The following is a 24328-nucleotide window of genomic DNA, read 5'->3' as shown; positions in this document are numbered from 1 at the left end:
TTGATGATCCGGAGCCCCTCATGGCCGCCAGCAAGCCGACCGGCAAGCGCGCAACCGAAAACCACCACCGCGGCAATGGCGATGAACTGCACCAGCGCGCCGACGGCAGCCACCCGGCGATGACCACCGATCAGGGCATCCCGGTGGCAGACAACCAGAACTCCCTGCGGCAGGGACCTCGAGGACCCACGCTGCTGGAAGACTTCATCCTCCGCGAGAAGATCACCCACTTCGATCACGAACGCATTCCCGAGCGCATCGTGCACGCACGTGGCAGCGCGGCACATGGCTACTTCGAGTTGACCCGGTCTCTGGCCGCCCATACCCGGGCGCGCATCCTGACCGAGGTAGGCGTGAAGACGCCCGTGTTCACCCGCTTCTCGACCGTGGCCGGTGGCGCAGGCTCGGTGGATACCCCACGCGACGTGCGCGGCTTTGCGGTCAAGTTCTATACCAAGGAGGGCAACTGGGATCTGGTCGGCAACAACATCCCGGTGTTCTTCATCCAGGACGCCATGAAATTCCCGGACCTGGTGCATGCGGTGAAGATGGAACCAGACCGTGCGTTCCCGCAGGCCGCCACGGCCCATGACACCTTCTGGGACTTCATTTCGCTGATGCCCGAATCGATGCACATGATCATGTGGGCGATGAGCGACCGCGCCATCCCGCGGTCGCTGCGGATGATCGAAGGCTTCGGTGTGCACAGCTTCCGCCTGCTGAACGAGGCGGGCGAGTCGACCTTCGTCAAATTCCACTGGCGACCGAAGCTGGGCATCCAGTCAACGGTCTGGGACGAAGCGTTGAAACTGCAATCGGCTGACAATGACTTCCATCGCCGCGACCTGTTCGAGGCCATCCAGCGCGGCGACTTTCCCGAATGGGAGCTGGCGGTGCAGCTGTTCACCGAAGAAGAAGCGGACGCATTTCCGTTCGATCATCTGGATCCGACCAAGATCATCCCTGAATCGCTGGTACCGCTGCAGGTGATCGGGCGCATGGTACTGGACCGCTGGCCCGACAACTTCTTCGCCGAGACCGAGCAGGTGGCGTTCTGCCCGGCCAACGTGCCGCCGGGCATCGACTTCAGCAACGATCCGCTGCTGCAGGGCCGCCTGTTCTCCTATCTGGACACCCAGCTGCTGCGGCTTGGCGGCCCGAACTTCCACCAGATCCCGGTTAATGCCCCGAAGTGCCCGTTCGCCAATCACCACCGCGACGGCCACATGCAGATGCAGGTGCCCAAGGGTCGCGTCGCCTATGATCCCAGCTCGCTGCAGGCGGACTCCCCGCGCGAGACGCCTGCCGGATTCCGCAGCCACGCCAGCGCGGACGATGGCCGCAAGGGCCGCACCCGCGCCGAGAGCTTCGCCGATCACTACAGCCAGGCGCGCATGTTCTTCCGCAGCCTGGAAAAGCCGGAGCAGGCGCACCTGGCATCGGCGCTGGTCTTCGAGTTGTCCAAGGTGGAAACGCTGAAGGTGCGGGTGCGCACGGTCAGCCACCTGCGCAATATCGACGAGTCACTGGCGCAGCGCGTAGCCGATGGGCTCGCGCTGCCGGCACTGCCCGACCCCGCGCCGACCGCCACGCCGGTGCGGGACATGCCTGCCGCTCCCGAGGTGCGCGTGATCGGGCGCAACAAGCCCACCCTGCAGGGTCGCTGCATCGGCATCCTGTTCGACGAAGGCTCCGACGCGCGCGTGATTGCCAACCTGAGCAAGGCCGCCCGGAAGGCAGGTGCAGACGTGAAGCTGGTCGCACCAAAAGTGGGAGGCGCCACGCTCAGTGACGGCAGCGTACAGGCCGCCGATGGGCAACTGGCCGGCACGCCATCGGCTGTATTCGATGCGGTAGCCGTGGTGCTGAGCGTAGAGGCATCAAAGGCGTTGTCGAAAGAGAGCGCCGCCCTTGAGTTCGTCAGCCAGGCGTGGGCACACCTGAAGGCCATTGCCAGCGACGCGGGCGGCCAGGCGCTGCTGAAGGCGGCGCGGGTCGGCAACGACCCCGGCATCGTCGAAGCAGAAGACGCCAAGGCATTCCTGGCGGCGGCCGCCACCCGCCAATGGGCGCGTGAACCCAAACTGCGACTGCTGGCCTGACCACAACGAAGAGGAGAACCGTCATGCCCCGTGGTGACAAATCCGCATATACCGAGAAGCAGAAGCGCCAGGCCGAGCACATCGAGGAAAGCGAACGTGATCGCGGCGCGAGTGAAGGCACCGCCGAGCGCATTGCCTGGGCCACCGTGAACAAGCAGGACGGCGGCGGCAAGCGCGCCGGCAGTGCCCGCAAGGGCGCGAAGAAGGCGACCAGCAAGAAGGCTGCCAAGAAGGCGCCTGCCAGGAAGTCGGCCACAAAGAAGGCCGCAACCAAGACGACGGCGGCGAAGAAGGCACCTGCGAAGAAGGCGGTGGCGAAGAAGGCACCGGCTCGCAAGACCGCGACAAAGAACGCCACAAAGAAGACGACGAAGAAGGCTGCGGCCAAGAAGGCGGGTACGGCCGCCTCGCGGAGCGCCGCCGCAAAGAAGGCGGCCAGAACGCGGGCCGCGAAGAAGACCGTGCGCAAGGCGGCGGCGAAGAAAGCTGCGCGTACGCGTGCGCGCGGCTGAAGCGTCGGTCAGGAGGGGAGCGTCCTCATCCATGCGGCAACTTCGGCTGCGGCTGCGTCAGCACGGGCCTGCAGCAGCAGATGGGGCCCTTCCAACGACACATGGCGGGCCTCGGGCAACAGGGCCTGCAGTTCGGCCACGCTGGGCGGCCACAGCAGGCGGTCGTGGCACGCGTGCAGGCACAGCGTTGGCACCTGGATTGCCGGCAGCAATGCACGCACGTCGACCCGCAGGGTCGCTGCGGCGCGTTGCCGCAACGTGCTCGTCGGAGCCCGGGCCAACGCATCGCGCAGCATCGACGTGTGCCCGCGGGTGCGCCACCGCCCCAGCAACAGGCGCGCCAGCAATGCCACGGGAGGCAGCGGCCATGCCGGCGACAGCAGGGCTGCGCTGGCTGCAGGCAGTGGCACCGGCCGACGCGCAAAGGTCGCGGCAAGCACCAGTCCGCGCAGCCCGGTGGGTTGGCGCGTGGCCAGTTCAACAGCCAACGGGCCCGAGAAAGACTCGGCGAGCAGGATGAAGGGACGGCTGGGCAGCTGCGGCCACAGCTGTTGGGCAAGCATGGCGTGATCCTGTGGTCCCTGCGCGGGCAGCGTGATCGCCTGCGTCGTCAGACCGTGGGCCTGGAGTGCCGACAGGAACGGGGGCGACAGCCTGCCGGAGCCATCCAGACCGGGCAGCATCAGCACGTGCTGCGGCGCGGCCGACGCAGGGAAACAGATCGGCGTTTCCTCGCTCCCGATTCCCATGCCACCTCCTTTGCTGGCAAGCATCACCCACATCGGCAGGCAACGGAACCTCTGCTCCGGCTGTCCTGCTGCTTTGCCGGCCAAGGTTGGGCAATACTACCCGCTCTGCCGCGGGACGCGGCTACCCGGGAGAGCCGTTGATGCGAGGGACCTGCGCGCTGGTCATGATGGCCCTGATGCTGCCACTGGACAGCTCCGCCAGCGATGGTTGGACAAACGGGGATGGCAAGGCGTTGGCGGAGACCGATGCCATGAAATCCAGCGACGGCTTCGCGGCATCGCTGCTGGTCACTTCCGATGCCGACTGGCGGGCCAAGTGGGCGACCCCGCCGGAGACCACTCCCCGCTTCAACGAGGCCGACGAAGTCCACCCGGGCGGCGAGTTGTTCCTGCTGACATTCCTCTCCAACCCGCAACTGGACGAGAACCGCGTACCCAAGGTGCACTGCGACCTGCGCATGCTGCGCCCGGACGGCAGTGCCAGTATCGACGAACGCGATGTTCCCTGTTTCACCGCCGCCCTGACCGGCCCGCCAAACCTGCTGTACATGACCAACGTGCACCTGAAGTTCGTCGCCGAGGCCGGTGATCCGAAAGGCACGTGGACTGCGCAGGTGGTGGTCCGGGATCTGCTGCGGAAGGTGAGCCTGCCGCTGCAGGCCCGCTTCGACGTCCGTTGAACCGGGGCATGCGGATGAAGATGCGGCGACTCCTGAGCTGGACCGGTCTTGCGCTTTGCGTGGTCTACCTGCTGTTGACTGCATGGCTGGTTCACGGCGCGCAGTCGGAAGCGGACCCGAAGGGCACCTATATCCTGATGGCGCTCCCCATCACCCTGCAGTCTGCCGCACTCGATGCCATCGGCGCAGGCGGCCTGCTGCATGGCAAACCCTGGTCGACCGCATATGCAGTGCTGGTTCCGCCAACACTGCTGTTGCTGTACGCAGCCGGCTGGCTGATCGAACGATCCGCGCAAAGGCGCTAGCCCGCGGCATCGATCCGGTGGGTGCATCGACGCCCTGCATGCGGGACATCGCAGGCAGGGCGCCATCCAGCATCCAGTTACAGGTCGCTTACGCCGCCCGCGCCGGCATGACCGGCATGCGCGGCCCCTGCTCCAGCTGGAACACCGCCACCGACGTGGTCAGCGCATGCGCCTGTTCTTCCAGCGCGCGGCTCGCCGCAGTGGCTTCTTCCACCAGGGCCGCGTTCTGCTGGGTCACCTGATCCATCTGCACCACCACTTGGTTGACCTGCTCGATGCCGGCGGCCTGCTCCTTGCTGGCCGCTGCGATGTCGCTCATCAGCTGGGTGGTACGCGAACTCGCCTGGGCCACGCGTGCGATCGCGGCTTCGGATTCAACAGTCACCGCCAGGCCACTCTTCACCTTGGCAGCAGCGTCTTCGATCAGTTCCTTGATCTCCTTGGCGGCGACACCGGCACGCTGCGCGAGCGTGCGCACTTCGCTGGCGACCACGGCGAAGCCACGACCCTGTTCGCCTGCACGCGCGGCTTCCACTGCAGCATTCAGCGCCAGGATGTTGGTCTGGAACGCGATGCCGTCGATCACCGTGGAGATTTCCGAGATGCGTGCCGAGGACTGATCGATCTCGCCCATCACCGAGGCCATCTGCGCCATCGCCTGCTCGGTCTCGCGTACGGCGGCACCGGCGGCATGCGCTTCGCTGTCAGCCTGACGCGCCAGTTCGGCGTTCTGGCGTACGGTGGAGGTCAGCTCCTCCATCGACGCGGCCGCTTCTTCCAGATTCGCGGCCTGCTGCTCGGTGCGGCGCGACAGATCATTGTTGCCGGCGGCCAGTTCCTGGGCCGCGTTGTTGATGCTGTCGGCAGCCACCTGGATGCCGCGGACAATGCCGGTCAGCTGCGCGGTGGTGGTGTTGGCATCGTCGCGCATGCGCGCAAACACGCCTTCGTACTCGCCATCCATGCGTGCGGTCAGGTCGCCATGCGAGATCGCGCGCAGCACGTCGGAAACATCGGCGATGCTGGCCTGCGAACTGGCCATCATGCCGTTGAGGTGCTCGACCATCGTCTTGAACTGGTACTGGAACGCAGCGGCATCGCCACGCATGCTGAAATCGCCGGCGCGTGCGGCGCGGGCCAGTTCATCGATCTGCGCGTTGATTGCCATCAGGCTCTGCTTCACCGCCGCCAGGGTGCGGGTCAGCGTGCCCTTCTCGCCCGGGTAGTCCGGCAGGTCGCGGCTGAGGTCACCCATGGCGTAGCGCTGCATCACCTCGGCCATCAGCAGTTCCACCTGCACGTGCGATTCGACCAGGCTGTTGGTGGCCTGCACCATGCGACCGAAATCACCGGGGAACGCGCTGGCGTCCATGCGATAGCGGATCGCACCGGCCTCGTGCTGCTCGGCCATCTGCAGCTGCGCGCCGATCGCCGCCTGCACACTCTGGCGGACACTGGCCATCGCCTCACCCAGCTGGGTCAGCTCGTCGCGGCCACCGAGGCGGAACTCCTGGTCCAGCTGTCCCTTGGACAGGCGCTCGGCCAGGTTCACCGCGCGCGCCAGCGGACCGGTCAGGCTGCGGCCGATCATCACCGAGGCACCGATGCCGACCAGCAGTGCAACGCCGCCCAGCACCAGCAGCTGCAGCAGGCTGCGCTCGCCCAGGCGGATGGCCTCGGCGGCAGCCTCACGGCTTTCCTTCTCCTCGAAGTCCACGCCATCGGACAGTGCCTTGTTCCAGCCGTTGGCCGCTTCCTGCACCGGGCCCAGGGTCAGCGCCACGGCACCCGGGTAGTCGCCCTGCTCCATCAGTTCGCTGGTCTGCTTGTTGAGCGGGCGCGCGATGGCACGCTTGGCCGCGATGGTTTCCGCGATGGCCTTGCCCTCCGCATCGCCTGGCAGTGCCTGGTAGGCGGTCCAGCTGGCCTCATAGCGCTTGACCAGATCGGCAATACGCGTCTCATCGCTGCCGCGGTCTTCGCCCTGGCGGATCAGCATCTCGCGCCGCACCACCATCATCTGGTTGTTGGCGTCGAGCATCTGCGACAACAGGCGCACCTTGGCCACGCTGACGTCGACCACCTGCTGCATCGCGCGCTTCTGCACGACACTGGCGGTGGCGCCGGTGGCCACCACGGCGGCAACCAGCAGCAGCAACAGGCCAAAGCCCAGCCCAAGACGCCAGGCAACCCTGACGTTCCTCAAGTAGTTCATGGGGGTATCCAAAACGGGGGGATGTGGCCTTATCGGCGGCACGCCAGGCAATCTTGATCGCCACCGGCCGATGCCGTGGGGCACCATTCACCTTGGCGAGCCCCCGGCCGACGGCACCCGCGCCTGGACGGTGGCGCAACGCCTTGACTGCTCATGCCGGCGTCAGATCGCTTTCACGGCGGCTCGGCGCGGGCTGCAGGCAAGGTAGTGGCGTTATCTGCTGGAGTTCCCAATGCCCTTGCCCGTGTACCGATCCGCCCTGCTCGCTCTCTCGCTGCTGGCATCGCCGGCGTTCGCGCAGGCGCCGCCCCCTGGACTGCCCGCCCCCATTGCCGAGAAGGCCGGGCCGGACACCGCAGCACGCTCCGCCCTGCACGCCCAGGTGCTGCTGGATCGAGCAAATTTCTCGCCCGGACAGATCGACGGCGAAGTGGGCAGCAACCAGCGGCGCGCGGTGTCGGGTTTCCAAGCGGCGCACGGCCTGACCGTCACCGGTGAACTGGACGACGCGACCTGGAAGGCCCTGCAGGCTGATACGGTCCCCCCTCTGGCCAGCTACACGCTGACTGCCGAGGATGTTGCCGGTCCGTTCCAGGCGGTGCCGAAGGGCCCCGCCGCACAGGCCAAACTGAAATCGCTGGGCTTCAACAACGTCGAAGAGTCGCTGGGCGAACGCTTCCACACATCCCCTGAGCTGTTGAAGCTGCTCAATCCGGGCGTGGATCTGAGCAAGGCCGGCAACCGCATCCAGGTGCCCAACATCGCACCATCGGCGCTACCGAAGGCAGCCAAGGTGGTCGTCGACAAATCCGATTCCACCCTGCAACTGCTGGATGCCCAGGGCAAGGTGACCGCGCAGGTGCCTGTCTCATCCGGCAGCCAGCATGATCCACTGCCGATCGGCGAATGGAAGATCCTGGGCGTTTACCGCGACCCGTCGTTCCACTACAACCCCAAGCTGTTCTGGGATGCGCGCAAGGGCGAAAAGAAGGCGACGCTGCCGCCGGGCCCGAACAATCCGGTCGGCCGGGTCTGGATCGACCTGTCCAAGCCACACTACGGCCTGCATGGCACGCCCGAGCCCGGGCATGTCGGCAAGACCGAGTCACATGGCTGCGTACGCATGACCAACTGGGATGCACTGCGCGTGGCTGATGCGGTGGATGAGTCGGTGCCCGTGGTGATGCAGGAGTGAGCCGATGCGTCTTTCGCAGCTGATCGTGCTGGGTGTTCTGCTGGGACTGGGGGCCGGCTGGTGGCTGCACCGCGATGCAGGCGAGCCGGTAGCCGCCTCGCTGCCGGAAGCGCCATCGACGGTGGCCGCCGCGCCGGTGACGGAACCGGTAGCGCCGGGCGCAACAGCCCCACCCGCTTCCAACGCGCCGCCGGCCGCGCAGGCTCCGGATGCACCGCCCGGGTTACTGCTGCCGGTGCAGGGCATCCTGCCCTCGCAGCTGCGCGATACCTTCACCGATGCACGCAGCGAGGGCCGCGTACACGATGCCATCGACATCATGGCCGATGCCGGTACGCCGGTGCTGGCGGCGGCCGATGGCACGGTGGAGAAACTGTTCGACAGTGAGCGCGGCGGGCTGACGATCTACCAGTTCGAGCCCAGCGGGCGCTGGTGCTACTACTACGCGCACCTGCAACGCTACGCCGATGGCCTGGCCGAGAAGCAGGTGATCAGGCGCGGGGATGTGATCGGCTACGTCGGCAGCACCGGCAATGCCAGCGCCGAGGCCCCACACCTGCACTTCGAGGTGCATGTGCTGGGGCCGGAAAAGCAGTGGTGGAAGGGACAGTCGATCAATCCCTATCCGCTGCTGAAGTCGGCGGCACCTATGCCCGGCGCTGCCAGCGCCGCAACGCCAAAGTAATGACAGCCAACGCAGCCCCTGGAATTAGCAGGAACAGGGCCGCCATCTTCCAGAAGAAGAACGGCCACAGCCAGAGGTAATCCAGGTCGGTCAGCTTCAGCAGATCCAGCGGTGGCTGCAGCTCGATGTCTGCCGGATGCCCCGCCAGCGCCGGGCCCACCTTCAGCACGGTTACCCGCAACCATGAGCGGCCGCGTGGCAATGCGTCGCTGCGGCCATAGCCGAAGCAGGACGCCATTCTGCGTCCGCGAGGCAGGGCCAGCACAAGTACCAGGCAGGCGATGCACCACAGGCTCCACGACATACACAGGGTGACCCGCATTACCGTCTCGCCTTTCACGCTGACATCCTGGTCATCGCGTCGCTTCCCCGCTGGCCCTGCCCACACGGCAACGAAAAAGCCCCGCTTTCGCGGGGCCCTTCCTGTCACCTACGCCGGGCAGCGCCCGGCGCTACCTCAGGCAAACGGATCCTGCAGCACCATGGTGTGGTCGCGGTCCGGGCCGGTGGAGACGATGCTGATCGGGCAGCCGGCCAGCTCTTCCAGCGAACGCAGGTAGGCGCGTGCGGCCGGCGGCAGGTCGTCCCACTGGGTGATGCCGTGGGTGTTCTCGCTCCAGCCCGGGAACTCCAGGTATACCGGGGTGCACTCTTCCCAGCCCTGCGCATCCAGCGGCGCATACTCGGTGCGCTTGCCGTTGTATTCGTAGGCGATGCAGACCTTCAGCTTTTCCATGCCATCGAGCACGTCCAGCTTGGTGATGCACAGGCCGCTGATGCCGTTGATGGCCACGGCGCGCTTCAGCGCGACGATGTCCATCCAGCCGCAACGACGCGGACGGCCGGTCGATGCGCCGTATTCGGCGCCGCGGTCACGGATGCCCTGGCCGACTTCGTCGTCCAGTTCGGTCGGGAACGGGCCGCCGCCGACGCGGGTGGCGTAGGCCTTGGCGATGCCCAGCACGTAGTCGATCGAATCGGCGCCGACGCCGGAACCGGCCAGCGCACCACCGACGGTGGTGTTGGAGCTGGTGACATACGGGTAGGTACCATGGTCGATGTCCAGCAACGCACCCTGCGCGCCTTCAAACAGCACGCGCTTACCCTGCTTGCGCAGGTCGTGCAGGATGCCGGCCACGTCGGACTTCATCGGCTGCACGTATTCGCCGAACGCCAGCGCTTCGTCGAAGGTCTTCTGGAAGTCGACCGCATCGGTGTTCAGATACTTGGTCAGTACGAAGTTGTGGTAATCCAGCGCGGTGCGCAGCAGTTCTTCCAGCTGTTTCGGGTAATGCAGGTCGGCGATGCGGATGCCGCGACGCGCCACCTTGTCTTCGTAGGCCGGGCCGATGCCACGACCGGTGGTGCCGATCGCCTTGCCACCGGCAGCGCGCTCGCGCGCCTGGTCCAGGGCGATGTGGTACGGCATGATCAGCGGCGCGGCCGGGGAGATCTTCAGGCGCGAACGCACTTCCACGCCGGAGGCTTCCAGCTCGGCGATTTCCTTCTGCAGCGCGGCCGGCGAGATCACCACGCCGTTGCCGATCAGGCACAGCGCGTCGTCACGCAGGATGCCCGACGGGATCAGGTGCAGGACGGTCTTCTTGCCGTTGATGACCAGGGTGTGGCCGGCGTTGTGGCCGCCCTGGAAGCGCACGACAGCGCCGATTTCCTCAGTGAGCAGATCGACGATCTTGCCCTTGCCTTCATCGCCCCACTGGGCACCCAACACTACGACAGACTGACCCATGACGGGCTCCTCGATTTGTTGCGGCCATCGGGGCCGCGGACGGGTAAACCGTGGCGGGGCTGGCCAGCACCTGGAGGGCGGCTCCAAACGGGGAGCGGCCGGCGATGGAAGGCCCAGACACGGAAAAAGCCGAACGGGGAGGCCCGTCCGGCTTTTGTGCATTATCCGGGTTTCCGGGGTCCGGTGCCACCTTTTCGACCGGCGGCTTCACCGGCCGGTCAGCCGCCTCGCCCGGTGGTGCCGGCCGGTCAGGCCCCGCCCGGTAGTGCCGGCCGCTGGCCGGCAATCCCAGGATGCCGGCCAGCGGCCGGCACTACCCTGCTAGTGGCGGGCCCACCACAGCAGGCTCAGGCCGGCCAGCAGCACCAGCCCGCCGAAGCTGCGCAGGACCGGGCTGGGCAGGTCCAGCAGGCGCTCGGCCATGCGCTTCCAGGCGAACGGCGCCACGAACAGGAACAGGCCTTCCAGCACCGCGACCAGGCAGACGGCGGCGAACAGATCTCTCATGGGGGACTCCGGAAAAAGCACGGGGCCCGGCGTCTGGCCGGGCCCCGTGGGGTAGTGCCCTGCGACCTCAGCGGTCGTTCTTCAGGTACTGCAGGAACGGGTCGTTCTTGTCGAGCACGATCACGCCATTGCCGTCGGTCATGGAGCCACGGTAGGCCTCCAGGCTGCGGTAGAAGGCGTAGAACGACGGATCAGCCGAGCCGGCCTTGCCGTAGATGCGGGCCGCCTCGGCATCGCCTTCACCGCGCAGGCGCTGTGCATCACGCTCGGCCTCGGCGATCAGCACGGTGCTGTCGCGGTCGGCCTGGGCACGGATGGTCAGCGACTGCTCCTCGCCCTCTGCACGCAGCTTGGCCGCTTCCTGCTTGCGCTGGGCGCGCATGCGCTCGTACACATCGTTGATCACCTGGCTGTCGGTCGGCAGGTCCACCTGCTTGATGCGCAGGTCGATCATCTGCATGCCGAGGCCGGCCACCGCCTCGTTGATCCCCTTCAGCTGCTCGGCGATCAGCTCGCTGCGGTCGCCGGACACCAGCTGCTGCAGGGTGCGCGAGTTGATCTGGTTGCGCAGCGAGTCGGTGATGATCGGCGCCAGGCGGGCGTTGGCCACACGCGGGTCGCCGCCGGTGGCACGGAAGTAGTCACCTACGTTGGAGATGTAGCCGATGGCGAAGAAGTCGACGCTGACGTCCTTCTGCTCGGCGGTGAAGTAGCGCGCAGGCGCGGTGTCGAGCACCTGGAAGCGGCGGTCGAAGACCTTCACCGTTTCCACCACCGGCACCTTGAAGTGCAGGCCCGGCTTGATGTCCGAACGCACCACCTTGCCCAGATTCAGCACCATGGCGGTCTGGTCCTCACGGACCACGTACACCGAGCCGAGCAGGCCCAGCACCACCGCCACGATCACGGCGATCCAGATAGGACTCTTCATCGGCTGCCCTCCTCACGGCCGCTCGGTCGCCCGGTCGGGCGGCCCACCGGCCGGCCCGGATCACGGGAAGCTTCCACCGCTGCACCCGGCAGCGATGGCATCACCACGTCCGGGTTGGCCACTGCGGCCGGGGCCGAGGTGGTGGGACGGGTATCGCCGGTCATCGGCACGTAGATCAGCTGGCGGCCATCGCCGCCGATCACCTTGCGGTTCTCGCTCAGCACCTGCTGCACGGTTTCCAGCCACAGGCGCTTGCGGGTCACTTCCGGGGCGTCCTTGTACTGGGCCTGCAACAGGCTGAAGCGCTGCGCGTCACCCTCGGCCTTGGACACCGCGGCCTGCTTGTAGCCTTCGGCGGTGGTACGGGCGCGCGAGGCCTGGCCTCGGGCTTCCGGCACGACCTTGGCAGCGTAGGCCTGGGCTTCGTTGATCAGGCGCTCCTTGACCTGCTGGGCACCGTTGACCTCGTCGAAGGCCGGCTTCACTTCTTCCGGCGGACGGGCGTCCTGCAGGGTCAGGCCGGTCACGGTCAGGCCGGTCTTGAACGCCTTCAGCAGCGCCTGCAGGCGCTCCTCGGCCGCCACGGCCAGCGGGCCACGATTGTTCAGTACAGCGTTGAGGTCGGCACGGCCGACTTCCTCGCGCACCGCGCTCTGCGCCGACTGCTCCAGCACCTGGTCGGCATCGACAGTGCCGAACAGGTACTGCTGCGGGTCGTCGATGCGGTACTGGACGTTCAGCGAGACGTTGACGATGTTCTCGTCGCGGGTCAGCACCGGCACCTGGATCGAGAACGTCTTGATCTCGGTGGCGTTGACCTTGGTGACCGATTCGATCGGCCACGGCAGCTTGAAATTCGGACCGGGCTGCAGGATGCGCGAGAACTGGCCGAAGCGCAGGACCACGCCACGCTGCTGTTCGCCGATCAGCTGGAAGCTGGAGAACAGCACCAGCAGCACCACGGCCGCCACCACCCAACGCACGATGCCGCCGTCGAACAGGTCCTTCAGCGGCCCGGGCAAACCGCCCCAGCCACCACCATTGCCACCGCCGCGCGACCCGAACGGCCCGCGTCGATTGTCCTCGGGGCCTTGTCCGCCCTTGTTGCCGCCGGGTGTATTCCAGGCCATGCACGCTCCATCAAGATGTGGGCTGCGGCGCGGGCCCTTCCCGCGGCGCCAGCCGTGAAACCATTACCGATCATACAAGATGGGGCGGATCGGCAGGATCGAAAGGGGGGCAACGGGGTAAGGTGGCGTTTTCCTCGAAGTCAGGCAATGCCGATGGCCCCCACCACCCCGTTCACCGCCTTCCGCATCGAAAACGACGACGCCGGTTACCGCAGCGGCCTGGCCCAGCTCAAGGTCGAAGACCTCAGCCCCGGCCAGGTTCTGATCCGCGCCAACTGGTCCTCGGTCAACTACAAGGACGCCCTGGCCGGCACCGGCAAGGGAAAGATCCTGCGCCGCTTCCCGCTGGTCGGCGGCATCGACGTGGCCGGCACCGTGGTCGCCAGCACCGATCCGGAATGGCGTGAAGGCGACGCGGTGCTGGCCACCGGCTGCGGCCTCAGCGAGACCCGCGACGGCGGCTACAGCCAGTATGTGCGGCTGGAATCGCGTGCGGTGATCGCCCAGCCGGCCGGGCTGAGCCCACGCGAGGCGATGGTGCTGGGCACCGCCGGATTCACCGCGGCGCTGGCGCTGCTGCGCATGCAGGACAACCGGCAGAGCCCGGAGCTTGGACCGCTGGCGGTCACCGGCGCCAGTGGCGGCGTCGGCGCGCTGGCACTGTCGATCTTCAGCCGCGCCGGCTATACGGTGCATGCGATCAGCGGCAAACCCGACCAGACCGGTTTCCTGCACGCCATCGGCGCCACCGAGGTGCTGCCGCGTGAGGCCCTGGCCGACACCGGCCCACTGCAATCGGCGCGTTTCGGTGGGGGCCTGGACAATGCCGGCGGCGCCATGCTCGCCAGCCTGCTGGCGCAGACCGCGCCCTACGGCAGCGTGGTCAGTGCCGGCCTGGCGGCCAGCCCGACGCTGGACATGACGGTGATGCCGTTCATCCTGCGTGGTGTGTCGCTGCTGGGCGTGTCCTCGGCCAATGCGCCACGCGGGCTGCGCGAGGAAGTCTGGGCGCGGCTGGGCAACGAATGGAAACCACAGCACCTGGACCGCATCTGTACCGCCGAGGTCGGCCTTGATGGCCTGCTGGCCGTGTTCGAGCAGATGCTGGCGGGCGGATCGCTGGGTCGCACCGTGGTGCGGATCGACTGAACGTCGCAGGCAGGCGACGGACGGCAGATGCGCCCCTCCCGCCGGTAATGAGCCCGCACTACACTGCGGGCATTACATGGGGAACAACATGGCACGCATTCTGATCGTCGACGACTCACCGTCGCAGCTGTTGGGGATACAGCGCATCGTCGAGAAGCTCGGGCACCAGATCCTGACCGCCACCGATGGCGCGGCCGGGGTCGAAACCGCCAAGGCCGAGCTGCCCGACCTGGTCCTGATGGACGTGGTGATGCCCAATCTCAACGGCTTCCAGGCCACCCGCACCCTCGCCCGCGACGAGGCAACCCGGCATATTCCAGTGATCCTGGTGACCACCAAGGACCAGGACACCGACCGCATGTGGGGCATGCGCCAGGGCGCCAAGGCCTACATCACCAAGCCGTTCTCGGAAGACGAGCTGTCCGAAGTGCTGGAGCGGGTGTTTGCCGGACAGGGCTGAGACGCACGCGGTAGTGCCGGGCGCTGGCCGGCAATCACAGCTCATTGCCGGCCAGCGGCCGGCACTACCGGAAGGCGTGCTCAGATCGTCTCGCCAAACGCCTTGGCCAGGTTCCGATAGGCCTTCTTCTGCGCCTCGTCGGTCGCGGTCGGGGCCACGATCTCGATCTCGACGATCTGGTCGCCATCCGGATTGCCCGGCAGGCCACGGCCGCGCAGGCGCAGCTTGCGCCCGGCATCGGAGTCGGCCGGGATCTTCAGTTCCACCGCGCCGCCCAGGGTCGGCACGCTGATGCTGGTACCCAGCGCGGCCTGCCACGGCGTGACCGGCAAGGTGTAGAGGATGTTGCGGCCATCGACCTCGAACTGCGGGTGTGCGGCGTACTCCACTTCCAGCAGCAGGTTGCCGCCATGGTTGCCCTGCCCCGCCAGGCGGATCACCTGGCCCGGACGGATGCCCTTGGGCACGCGCACGTCCAGCTGCTTGCCGTTGACGGTGATGCGCAGGCTGTCGCCGCTGTAGGCCGCTTCCAGCGGGACCGACAGCTTGGCGCGGGTGTCGCGGTTGGGGGCATGGCCCTGGCTGCTGAACCCCGGGCCAGGGCCGGCACCGCCGCGCTGGCGCGCGAACAGGCTTTCGAAGAAGTCGCTGAAGCCGCCGTTGGCGCCACCACCGCCGAACACTTCCTCGAAATTGAAACCACCGGCGCCGCCGTAGTTCGGCGGCACGTTGAATTCCTCGCCCGGGCGATAGCCCTGCGCGCGCAGCTGGTCGTAGGCCGCGCGCTTTTCCGGGTCGCGCAGCGCCTCGTAGGCCTCGTTGACCGCCTTGAACTTGTCTTCCGCCCCGGCCTCCTTGCTGACGTCCGGGTGGTACTTGCGTGCCAGCCGGCGGTAGGCGGTCTTGATCTCCGCCTCGCCCGCGCTCGGTTCCACCCCCAGGGTGGCGTAGTAATCCTTGAATTCCATCCAGCTACCTCGATCTGCTTCGGCCGCGCCGGTGGCGCCGCCCCGGGTTCATTCTACGCGCCGGCGATGCTACGCCGCCCCTCGTGCGGCCCCGGTGAGGCCGACTGATCCTGCGCAATGCGGTTGCCATCGCCCTGCCCCAGGCTATGGCTGGAAGCCCGCTCCGCAAAGCCTGAAGATGGGGCCTGCACGCCGGTTTTCCAATGTCTTGACGTCCCTGTCCCATCCGGCCCACTACGCTGCCCCAGCAAGGAGTTCCACCATGACCATCCATGTCGGCGACCGCATTCCGGAAGTGACCCTCAAGCGCATCCGCGAGGGCATTGAAACGCTCGATACGCATTCGCTGTTCGACGCGCGCAAGGTGGTGCTGTTCGCCGTGCCCGGCGCGTTCACGCCGACGTGCTCGGCGCGCCACCTGCCCGGCTACGTCGAGAAATTCGAGGCCTTCCGCCAGCGCGGCATCGATGTCTACTGCATGGCCGTCAACGACCCGTTCGTGATGAAGGCCTGGGCCGCCGACCAGCACGTGCCCGACGGCCTGCTGATGCTGTCCGACGGCAATGCCGAACTGACCCGCGCGCTCGGCCTGGAGCTCGACGCCAGTGCCTCGGGCATGGGCATCCGCTCGCGCCGTTTCGCCCTGTACGTGGTCGACGGCGTGGTCCGCGCCGCCTGGGTTGAACAGCCTGGTCAATTCGAAGTGTCTTCGGCCGACTACGTGCTGGAGCACCTGCCCACCTGATCTCCCACCGCAAGAGGAAACGGCCAGCCATGTCCAGCAAGCCAGCCAATGCCCCCAAGCCCGCCGCGCAGATTCCCGGCATCAGCGAGCGCACGGCCCTGCGCGAGCGCGCCCGGCGCAACATCGAGGATGGTGCGATCACCGACAGCTACAGCGCCGACCGCAAGGTGGTGATCAAGCTGCTCAACGACGCACTGGCCACCGAGTACGTGTGCGTGCTGCGCTACTACCGGCACTACTTCATGGCCAAGGGCATGCTGGCCGACGCGGTGAAAGCCGAATTCCTTGAACATGCACAGCAGGAACAGGCGCATGCCGGCAAGCTGGCCGAGCGCATCGTGCAGCTCGGCGGCGAGCCCGACCTCAACCCGGATACGCTGACCGCGCGCTCGCATGCCGAATACAAGGAAGGCAGCGATCTGCGCGACATGGTCCGCGAGAACCTGGTGGCCGAACGCATCGCCATCGACAGCTACCGCGAGATGATCAACTTCATCGGCGACCGCGATACCACCACCAAGCGCATCCTCGAAGAGATCCTGGCACAGGAAGAGGAACACGCCGACGAGTTCGCCGATCTGCTGGATGGATGGATCGGGGAGTGATTGCGCTGCGGATGCTCCGGTAGATGCCCACCTTGGTGGGCAATCCTTCCTGCCTGTGCCAACCAAGGTTGGCACCCGCCGAAGCGGAGCGATGTCATCCCGCCGCGCATGGCCCGGTACCTACCGGAGGACAGTGAACCGTACCTGCGTCCACGCGCCGTCCGCGGCCAAGGCGGTCAGGGTATGCGCCCCGGGATCAGCGAACTCGCGCTGCATCAACTGCGCGCCGTGGGTCTGCGCGATCCAGCGGCCGTCCAGCAACCAGTCCACCGCCTGCTCGCTGCCCAGCGCGCGCAGCTGCAGGCGCACGCCGTGTTCCGAATTCGGCGCGCGCGCCAGCGTGGCGCCGTCATTGAGCCCATCCACATGCAGCGCGACGCTGGCCTCGCGCCCGTCGTCGCGGCAGTCCGGCGAAAGACCCGGCAACTGCGAGGCCTCGCGCGTGGCCTTGGGCAGCCACGGTGACAGCAACGCCGGCCAGCGCGCGATCTCGCGGGCGACTTCCTCATGCGGCAGGCGGCAGTCGGCAGACACGCGCAGTCCGCTGCGGGCATCGGCCAGGTAACGTTGACGCCCCGGCTGCCAGCGCCGCGCCTCGCGCTCCGGGAAGGTCGGCGGTGCAGCGCCATCGAGCAGGTAGGCTGGCATCCTGCGCTGGCACAGTGCCGCCGGCAGCCCCTCGGCACGTTCGCCAGTGGGCCAGCAGATGTCTTCCTGGCTGACACCGGCCGGCATCGGCGCAGCCGCCGAATCACCACGCTGGCGCGGCAGGCTGTCCACCACTTCGAACATCAGCGGCAGCGCGGTGACCGCGCCGTACTGGCCCGGCAACGGCGTACCGTCCGGCCGGCCCACCCACACGCCCACCGTGTAGTGGCGGGTACTGCCGATCGCCCACGCATCGCGGTACCCGTAACTGGTGCCGGTCTTCCACGCCACGCGCGGGCGGCCACCGACATCGAACGTCCCGGCGCTGTATCCCGGTCGCGGGTTTGATTCGAGCATCTCGCGCACGATCCAGCTGGCGCCCGGCGAGGCCAGGCGCCGCTCGATCATGGGCTCGTCGTCGGTGTAACGCACGCGGCCGGCGATACCGCTCCGGTTGAGCGCGGCGAAGGCGCCGACCAGGTCTTCCAGGCGCGCGCCGGTGCCGCCCAGGATCAGCGACAGGTTGGGCGTACTGCCCGGCGGGAAGCGCAGCTGGATCCCGGCGTGCGACAGCCGGGCAGCGAAGCGCGCGGCGCCGACCCGCTGCAGCAGGTCCACCGACGGTACGTTGAGCGACAGCCGCAATGCGCTGGAGGCACCGATGGGCCCATTGAAGGCCATGTCGAAGTTGCCCGGGCGGTAGCTGCCGAAACTCTGCGGTGCATCGACCAGCAGGCTTTCCGAATGGATCAGGCCATCGTCCAGCGCCATCGCATACAGGAACGGCTTGAGCGTGGAGCCTGGCGAACGCCAGGCCTGCACCATGTCCACGTGACCCAGCCGCTGGCGGTCGCCGAAGGACAATGTGCCGACATAGGCGCGTGCCTGCAGGGTCCGGTTGTCGACCACCAGCAGGGCCGCCGAGGTACGCTCGGGCAGCGTCGAGAAATAGCTGGCCACGCGCTCTTCCAGCGTGCGCTGCAGGCCGATGTCGATGCTGCTCTGGATGCGTGCCTGGCCCGGATGCGCCGCGTGCAGGCGCTGCGCCAGCAGCGCGGCATGCAGGGGCGGCCGCAGCGAGCGCGCCACCACGTTCTCGATGCGCGCATCCTCCACTTCCTCCGGTGTCCACGCGCCCAGCTCGGCCATGCGTGACAGCACCTTGTCGCGCGCCTTCTGCGCAGCTTCCGGATGGCGGTCCGGGCGCAGCCGGCTCGGTGCCTGTGGCAGCACCGCCAGCAGCGCAGCCTCGGCATGCGACAGCTGCGCCGCCGGCTTGCCCAGATAGGCCCAGCTGGCCGCTTCCACGCCTTCGATGGTGCCGCCGTAGGGTGCACGCTCCAGGTACAGGGACAGGATCTGCTGCTTGCTCAGGTGCACCTCAAGCTGCACCGCACGCAGCATCTGTTTCAGCTTGCCCCACGGGGTGCGTGAGTGCGGATCGAGAATGCGCGCGACCTGCATGGTCAGGGTCGAGCCACCGGACACGATGCGGCCGCCGCGCAGCAGCTGGCCGCTGGCACGCAGGATCGCCAGCGGGTTGATGCCCGGGTGGCGCCAGAACCAGCGGTCTTCATAAGTCAGCAACGCCTGCAGGTACAGCGGCGAGACGCTGTCGATCGAGGCCGGATACCGCCACACGCCTTCGGCATCGGCGAACGCACGCAACGGCGTACCGTCGGCAGCCACCACCAGGGTGCTGGTATCACGCTGCTCCGGCAGCGGCGGCGGGAAGGCGAGATCCAGCACCAGCAGCAGCGCCAGCGTAGCGGCCATGCCCCAGCGCAGCCACGGCCACAGCGGCCGCCACCGGCGGCGCAGGGCCGCCAGCCGGGTCGTCATCGTGTTCTTCATCGCAGGTTGCCAGCAGGACGGGCCGCGCCGTCGCGGCCCGTCCGCGCGGTCACGGCTGTACCACCGTGATCGTGGTCGGGCTGCTGCGGCCGACACCGCGCAGCTGCGGCCGGTACATGTCCTCCACCAGCGGCGGCGGCACCGAGTAGGTGCCCGGGGTCACCGCGCGCACCAGGTAGAACACGTTGGCCTTGCTGCCACGCGAGAGCTTCAGCGCGGCCACGTAGCGGTCGTCGCGGAACTCCTCGTGCTTGGTATCGGCGGCCTCGCCCCGGTCGCTGATGGTGATGCCATCGACCACCACGTCGGCCCACTGCTTGGCATCGCCCAGGTTGAAGTTCTCGATCTCCAGGCCCGCCGGCAGCAGGTCGGTCAGCAGTGCATCGGGCATCGTGGTGTCGGCGGTGACGGTGACGCGCACGATCAGTGCTTCGCCTTCCTTCAGCGGGCGCGGCGACCACGGTTTGCCATCGGTACCGAAGTAGCTCCGTTCAATACCCAGCACGCTGTTGTCCGGCGCCGGTGCACTGCGCGGGATGCCGGCCACGTCGATGCTGGCGAACATCGGTGGCTGGCCCTGCGGGGTGAAGCGCACGCCGCTGGCCAGTTCACTGGCGCTGAAGTTGCGTCCGAACAGCTTGCGCTCGCCGATGGCTTCGGTGTTGCCACCGATCACCAGTTCACCGGCCACCAGCGCCTTCTGGTTGGCGGCGAGCGCCTTGCCGAGGCGGGCAATCGCCACCTGTTCCTGCGTGCTCAGCCACATCCAGCCGGCATTGCGGCGCGCATCCAGGCCACGACCGAGGTCGACCGCGCGGGCGTCCCAGGCCGGCTTGGCCAGCTTGTTCTCGTGGGTCAGCGCGATCATCAGCGCGTCATCGCGGATCGCGCTGCCGTAGTCGCCGAAGTACGACGGGCGCTCGCTGCTGGACTTGGCGAAGGCCGCCGCCAGCGCGGCCTGGCCACGCTTGGCATCGCCCTGCAGTGACAGCGCCACGCCCAGGTGGACCAGCGACAGGCCGCCCACCGCCTTGCTGCGCTCGTTGTCGTACAGCGTGCGCAGGGTACCGAGCGGTGCACGGTTGACCCGGGCCAGCACGTAGCCCGAATAGGCCTGGTTGGCGAACTTCAGCTTCTCGCGGTCGTCCTGGCCGTAGAACTGGTTGCCGCCGGACAGCAGATCCTCGCTGAGCCGGTTGAGCGCCTTCTGCAGCACGTTGTCGGGCACCGCAAAACCGGCATCCTTGGCGTCGAGCAGGAACTCGGTGATGTACGGGGTCAGCCACGGGTTCACGTAGCCGTCGTCACCCCACATCGAGAAGTTGCCGTTGGCCACCTGCATCGACGCCAGGCGACCGAACGCACCTTCCATGCGCTCGCGACGGGTCTTGGCATCCAGGCCGTCGGCACCGAGCATCGACGACGTCGCCTGGTCCAGGATCAGCGCCGCGTAACCCTTGCTGGTGGTCTGCTCGGCACAGCCATATGGATAGTTCAGCGCGCCCTGCAGTGCACTGGCGAACGGAATCGGCGGCAGCGGGCTGACCAGCAGGCGGGCATTGACCGACTCGGCCATCAGGCCATCGGTCAGGCTGTTGTCGAGGCTGACCGCCGCCAGTGGATCGAGCGTACGCACCTGCGAACGCAGCACCTGCGGCCACGCCGCACGCACCGGCAGGTCGTAGCGGCGATCGGCCTTGAAGCCGTTGCCGTCCACCCGCACCCTCACCTTGGCCACGCTGTGGCCTTCGCGTGCCGACAACGGGAAGCTCAGCGTGGTCTTGGCGTCGGCATTCAACTGCACGCTGCGGCTGCCCTCGCCCAGGTTCAGCGGGCCTTCGCTCTCCACCTTCACGTTGAACTGCCCCGGCTTGCCGGTGAAGTTCTGCACGTCCAGAGTCACCGTGCTGCGGTCGCCCGGGGCCAGCACGCGCGGCATGCTGGCTTCGGCCAGGATCGGGGCGCGCACAATGGTTTCCACGTCACGCTTGCCGTACTGGTCATCGCTGTAGACCAGCGCCGACACGCGCAGGGTGCCGTTGAAGTCCGGCACCTTCAGGCGGATGCGGGCATTGCCCTTGGCATCGAGCTGCACCGGGCCGGAGAACAGGTCCACGGTCTGCACGCGCGCGGTCGGGCGCTTGGCCTGCGGCAATGCCTGCAGCGCCATGTCGCCGCCGAACTTCAGCTTGCCGCTGCCGCCATCGAAGCTCTCGATCACCCGGCTGTAGATGTCGTAGGCATCGATACCGAGGCGACGCTGGGCGAAGAAGTGTGCACCGGCGTCGGGCACCGGGAAACGGGTGATGTTGAGGATGCCCACGTCCACCGCCGAAACGGTGACGTGCGCGGTCTTGCCGGCCAGCTGCGGCGCACTGACGGTTACCGGCAGGTCCTGCTCGGGCCGCATCTGCTTGGCCGCGACCAGGCCGACGGCCACGGTGCGGCCCTTGCGGTCCATCGGCACATGCACCACGCCCACGGCACGGGCCGGGGTGATCTTGCTCGGCGCACTGCCGCCACGGAACACCAGCGCGGTGATATAGACGTCGTGGCGTTCCCAGTCGGCGGTGACCGGAATCTTGAAGGTCGAACCCGGCTTGGCGTCGATGTCCTGCACGTACAGCATGCGGTCGGTCTCGACCATCAGGATGCCCTTGCCGGCGTGCGGCGGGGTCACCGTCACTTCCAGGGTGTCACCGGCCTTGTAGCCGGTCTTGTCCAGGCCCAGCTTGACCTTGTCCGGGCGTGCATCCAGGCCACGGTTGTCATCGCCCCAGCTCCAGCCGGCACGGAACGGGTAGCGGCTGGTCAGGCCGGTGGACGGATCGAACACGTCCACCCGGTACTCGCCCCACTCCACCGGGAAATCGAAGGCAACCGCACTGCTGCCGGCATCGACGGTGCGGGTTTCCTTGTTCTCGAAACGGCGGGTGAAATCGTAATCCCAGCGGTTGTCGTTGAAGGTCCAGTGGTAGTCGCGCAGTTCGCGCACCAGGGTGATCTTCAGGCCCTTGGCCGGCTGCGACGTGCCCGCGGCGTCCACGCGCATCAGCTCGAAGCGCGCGTTGCCGTTGGCATCGGCACCATCGTCCGGGTTGAACAGCGGGCGCACGCCGACCAGCGCGTTGGCCGGCCACATCACCCGCTTCAGGGTACGGGTGACCGTGCGGCCACCGGTTTCATACAGGCTGCCGGACAGTACCACGGCGATCGGCGCCTTGGCCTTGGCCGCCTCTTCCGGCAGCGCCACATCCTCACGCAGCTGGCCATTGGCCGGCAGCGTGGTATCGATCACGTCCTTGGCCTCGCGCGGCAGCTGCAGGGTCGGGTCACCGAAGAAATAGCCCGGCAGGCCTTCCACGGGCTTCTGTTCGGCGGCAACCCCCATGCGTGCGGTGAAGCGGTTGCCATCGGCCGGTGCGCCATACAGGTAGGCACCATTGGCCTGCAGGCGCAGGTCCTCACCCGGCTTCAGCGTCTTCTGCGCGCTGTCCAGGTCCAGCTTCATGCGTTCGGGCAGGAACTCCTCGATGCGCAGGGTCATGCCCTGGATCGCTTCCTTGCTGGCCGGGTCGGTGCGGAACTCGACCTGCCAGCGGCCGGTCGGCGCCTCGGCGGGGATCACCTGCTCGAAATTGATGTAGCCCTGGTCGCCCGGCTGCAGGCGGGTCTCGCGGAAGGTCTTGCCGTCGGGCTGCTTCAGGCGCAGGAACACCGGTTGTGCCTTGACCGGCTTGCCGTCGTTGTCGCGCAGCAGCGCGGACAGGCGCACGGTCTCGCCCGGGCGGTACAGGTCGCGCCCGGACCAGGCGTAGACGTCGAACCACGCGTTGTCGCGGCCGGCCACAGCGAACTCGCTCAGGTCCAGCGCCGGCTGGTTGAACGGCAGGAAGCTGGTGTCCTTGCCACTGCTGGCGACCAGCACGTGGGTGGCATCCAGGGTGTAGTTCAGCAGCGCGTTGCCGTTGCCGTCGGTGCTGCCCTTCAGCACCACCTCACCCTTGGCGTCGAGCACGCGCAGGTCGATGCCCTTCAGTGGCGCGCCATCCTTGAGGCCGGCGGTATGGACGAACAGCTTGTCCTTGTAGGCGCGGGTATGCAGGCCGATGTCGCTGACCGAGAAGAACGCGGTATCGAACTCGCCTTCGTAGTCACCGGTGCGCTTGAGCAGGGCGAAGTACAGGCCCGGCTCCTGCAGTTCCTTGATGTCCTGGGTCGGCAGGTAGGTCAGCACCCGCTCGTTCTGCTTGCCCCCCAGGATGAAACGGTTGACGTACACCGGCTCGGCCAGCTTGTTGATCGGGCTGCGCTCGTAGTCGCTGCTCAGCTCCCAGCTGCCACGGCGGCCGCCGCGCTGGTACTGGCTGAAGAAGGTCGGCAGGTCCTTCTCGCGCACGCGCAGGAATTCGACGTCGACTTCGGGCACGTTCACCGAGACCACCGGCAGGCCACGGCTGTCCTTGGCAGGCAGCACGCTGCCCTGCGAGGCGAAGCCAACCACCGGCTTCAGCTCGCCGCTGAACACCTTCTGCTTCAGTTCCTTGCCCAGGCGGCTGCCATCGGCGGCCAGCAGGTCCGGCGAGACCACCAGGCTGAACTCCTTGCCGGCCTCGACGAACGGGTAGCGCAGGGTCAGGCCGTCATCGGACAGCGTCCAGCTGCTGTCCTCGGTGCCGACCTTCTCCTCGAAGCGCACCAGCGTGTCGAAATCCTGGGTGCCGACCAGCGGGCGCGAGAACTCCAGCGCCAGCGACAGGCCGTCATTCTTCTGGTCCGGGTAGGCGCGCAGCAGGGTGAATTCCTTCACCTGCTCGGCCTTGGTGGTGATCGCCTCGCCACTGGCCTTGGGCAGCTGCCCGCTGTCGTTGCGGCAGCCGGCCAGGCCCAGCAACAGGCCTCCTGCCAGTACCGCCGCCGCCCATCCCCACCGCTTCCGCCGTGCCGGACCGCTCATGTCGTCACTCCTTGATCGAGGTGGCCATTATAGGCAGGCCGCGTCAAGGCGTTGGCGCAAATCCGGCAATTGCCCGGGGCGGGTAGTGCCGGCCGCTGGCCGGCAGGATCGGTAACCGCCAACCTCGGTTGGCGTCGGCCGTGCCAACCAGGGTTGGCACCTACCTAAGCGCCCCTCCCCC

The 24328-nt window shown here is 67.4% G+C and carries 20 protein-coding genes; 10 read left to right on the top strand and 10 right to left on the bottom strand.

Features of this window, described 5'->3' with window-relative positions:
* Positions 1 to 20 precede the first annotated feature (20 nt).
* Together AC5P66_RS06825 and AC5P66_RS06820 are read left to right on the top strand one after the other, a co-directional pair.
* Positions 21 to 2102, top strand: a complete 2082-nt coding sequence (locus AC5P66_RS06825; protein WP_495216146.1) for a catalase — start codon at positions 21 to 23, stop codon at positions 2100 to 2102.
* Between the two features lie 23 nt (positions 2103 to 2125).
* Entirely contained in the window at positions 2126 to 2614 is a 489-nt protein-coding gene (locus AC5P66_RS06820; protein WP_495216145.1) for a hypothetical protein, read from the top strand.
* Between the two features lie 8 nt (positions 2615 to 2622).
* Here AC5P66_RS06820 and AC5P66_RS06815 read toward each other — a convergent pair whose 3' ends face one another.
* Positions 2623 to 3363, bottom strand: a complete 741-nt coding sequence (locus AC5P66_RS06815) for an alpha/beta fold hydrolase (protein ID WP_099494755.1) — start codon at positions 3361 to 3363, stop codon at positions 2623 to 2625.
* A gap of 140 nt (positions 3364 to 3503) precedes the next feature.
* Here AC5P66_RS06815 and AC5P66_RS06810 point away from each other — a divergent pair, with 140 nt between their 5' ends.
* Positions 3504 to 4043, top strand: a complete 540-nt coding sequence (locus AC5P66_RS06810; RefSeq protein WP_495216144.1) for a hypothetical protein — start codon at positions 3504 to 3506, stop codon at positions 4041 to 4043.
* Between the two features lie 8 nt (positions 4044 to 4051).
* Positions 4052 to 4348, top strand: a complete 297-nt coding sequence (locus AC5P66_RS06805) for a hypothetical protein (protein WP_414485260.1) — start codon at positions 4052 to 4054, stop codon at positions 4346 to 4348.
* A gap of 88 nt (positions 4349 to 4436) precedes the next feature.
* Here AC5P66_RS06805 and AC5P66_RS06800 read toward each other — a convergent pair whose 3' ends face one another.
* On the bottom strand, positions 4437 to 6563 hold the full coding sequence (locus AC5P66_RS06800; RefSeq protein WP_495216143.1) for a methyl-accepting chemotaxis protein: 2127 nt from the start codon (positions 6561 to 6563) through the stop codon (positions 4437 to 4439).
* Positions 6564 to 6795: 232 nt separating this feature from the next.
* Here AC5P66_RS06800 and AC5P66_RS06795 point away from each other — a divergent pair, with 232 nt between their 5' ends.
* Together AC5P66_RS06795 and AC5P66_RS06790 are read left to right on the top strand one after the other, a co-directional pair.
* A complete protein-coding gene (locus AC5P66_RS06795) occupies positions 6796 to 7758 on the top strand; it encodes a L,D-transpeptidase family protein (protein WP_495216142.1) in 963 nt (320 codons plus the stop codon).
* A gap of 4 nt (positions 7759 to 7762) precedes the next feature.
* Entirely contained in the window at positions 7763 to 8443 is a 681-nt protein-coding gene (locus AC5P66_RS06790) for a M23 family metallopeptidase (protein ID WP_134709677.1), read from the top strand.
* Here AC5P66_RS06790 and AC5P66_RS06785 read toward each other — a convergent pair.
* From AC5P66_RS06785 to hflK, 5 genes are all read right to left on the bottom strand, one after another.
* Positions 8406 to 8681: a hypothetical protein gene (locus AC5P66_RS06785; RefSeq protein ID WP_495216141.1), complete on the bottom strand. Its 276-nt coding sequence runs from the start codon at positions 8679 to 8681 to the stop codon at positions 8406 to 8408. The two genes, AC5P66_RS06790 and AC5P66_RS06785, sit on opposite strands and share 38 nt — an antisense overlap.
* Before the next feature lie 219 nt (positions 8682 to 8900).
* Positions 8901 to 10193: an adenylosuccinate synthase gene (locus tag AC5P66_RS06780; RefSeq protein WP_014648029.1), complete on the bottom strand. Its 1293-nt coding sequence runs from the start codon at positions 10191 to 10193 to the stop codon at positions 8901 to 8903.
* A 321-nt stretch (positions 10194 to 10514) separates the two neighbouring features.
* The gene (locus tag AC5P66_RS06775; RefSeq protein ID WP_495216140.1) at positions 10515 to 10700 is read right to left on the bottom strand and encodes a DUF2065 domain-containing protein; all 186 of its coding nucleotides are present in this window, start codon (positions 10698 to 10700) and stop codon (positions 10515 to 10517) included.
* A gap of 67 nt (positions 10701 to 10767) precedes the next feature.
* Complete coding sequence (hflC, locus tag AC5P66_RS06770) at positions 10768 to 11631, bottom strand: protease modulator HflC (RefSeq protein ID WP_019660037.1); 864 nt, start codon at positions 11629 to 11631, stop codon at positions 10768 to 10770.
* A complete protein-coding gene (hflK, locus tag AC5P66_RS06765) occupies positions 11628 to 12761 on the bottom strand; it encodes an FtsH protease activity modulator HflK (RefSeq protein ID WP_049413452.1) in 1134 nt (377 codons plus the stop codon). The genes hflC and hflK overlap by 4 nt, the downstream gene beginning before the upstream one ends.
* Before the next feature lie 153 nt (positions 12762 to 12914).
* Between hflK and AC5P66_RS06760 the strand changes: the two genes are divergently transcribed.
* Complete coding sequence (locus AC5P66_RS06760; RefSeq protein ID WP_495216139.1) at positions 12915 to 13910, top strand: YhdH/YhfP family quinone oxidoreductase; 996 nt, start codon at positions 12915 to 12917, stop codon at positions 13908 to 13910.
* Between the two features lie 88 nt (positions 13911 to 13998).
* Positions 13999 to 14370 carry a twitching motility response regulator PilH gene (pilH, locus tag AC5P66_RS06755; RefSeq protein WP_005410644.1) on the top strand — a complete coding sequence of 124 codons (372 nt, stop codon included), beginning with the start codon at positions 13999 to 14001 and terminating at the stop codon, positions 14368 to 14370.
* An 80-nt stretch (positions 14371 to 14450) separates the two neighbouring features.
* Here the strand turns inward: pilH and AC5P66_RS06750 are convergent, their stop codons facing one another.
* Entirely contained in the window at positions 14451 to 15338 is an 888-nt protein-coding gene (locus tag AC5P66_RS06750; RefSeq protein WP_111097238.1) for a DnaJ C-terminal domain-containing protein, read from the bottom strand.
* A 262-nt stretch (positions 15339 to 15600) separates the two neighbouring features.
* On the opposite strand from AC5P66_RS06750, the gene AC5P66_RS06745 reads away from it, so the two are divergent.
* Entirely contained in the window at positions 15601 to 16083 is a 483-nt protein-coding gene (locus tag AC5P66_RS06745; RefSeq protein ID WP_049413449.1) for a peroxiredoxin, read from the top strand.
* A gap of 29 nt (positions 16084 to 16112) precedes the next feature.
* On the top strand, positions 16113 to 16688 hold the full coding sequence (locus AC5P66_RS06740) for a ferritin-like domain-containing protein (protein ID WP_049437970.1): 576 nt from the start codon (positions 16113 to 16115) through the stop codon (positions 16686 to 16688).
* 120 nt (positions 16689 to 16808) lie between these two features.
* Here the strand turns inward: AC5P66_RS06740 and pbpC are convergent, their stop codons facing one another.
* Both pbpC and AC5P66_RS06730 read right to left on the bottom strand, forming a co-directional pair.
* A complete protein-coding gene (gene pbpC / locus AC5P66_RS06735) occupies positions 16809 to 19190 on the bottom strand; it encodes a penicillin-binding protein 1C (protein WP_312549973.1) in 2382 nt (793 codons plus the stop codon).
* Between the two features lie 49 nt (positions 19191 to 19239).
* Positions 19240 to 24147 (bottom strand): alpha-2-macroglobulin family protein, encoded by a 4908-nt coding sequence (locus AC5P66_RS06730; protein WP_495216138.1) that lies wholly within the window; start codon positions 24145 to 24147, stop codon positions 19240 to 19242.
* Positions 24148 to 24328: the final 181 nt, after the last annotated feature.

This window comes from Stenotrophomonas sp. YJH_SMC_122, from assembly GCF_059369535.1.
This window is presented reverse-complemented; position numbering and strand designations above follow the sequence as displayed.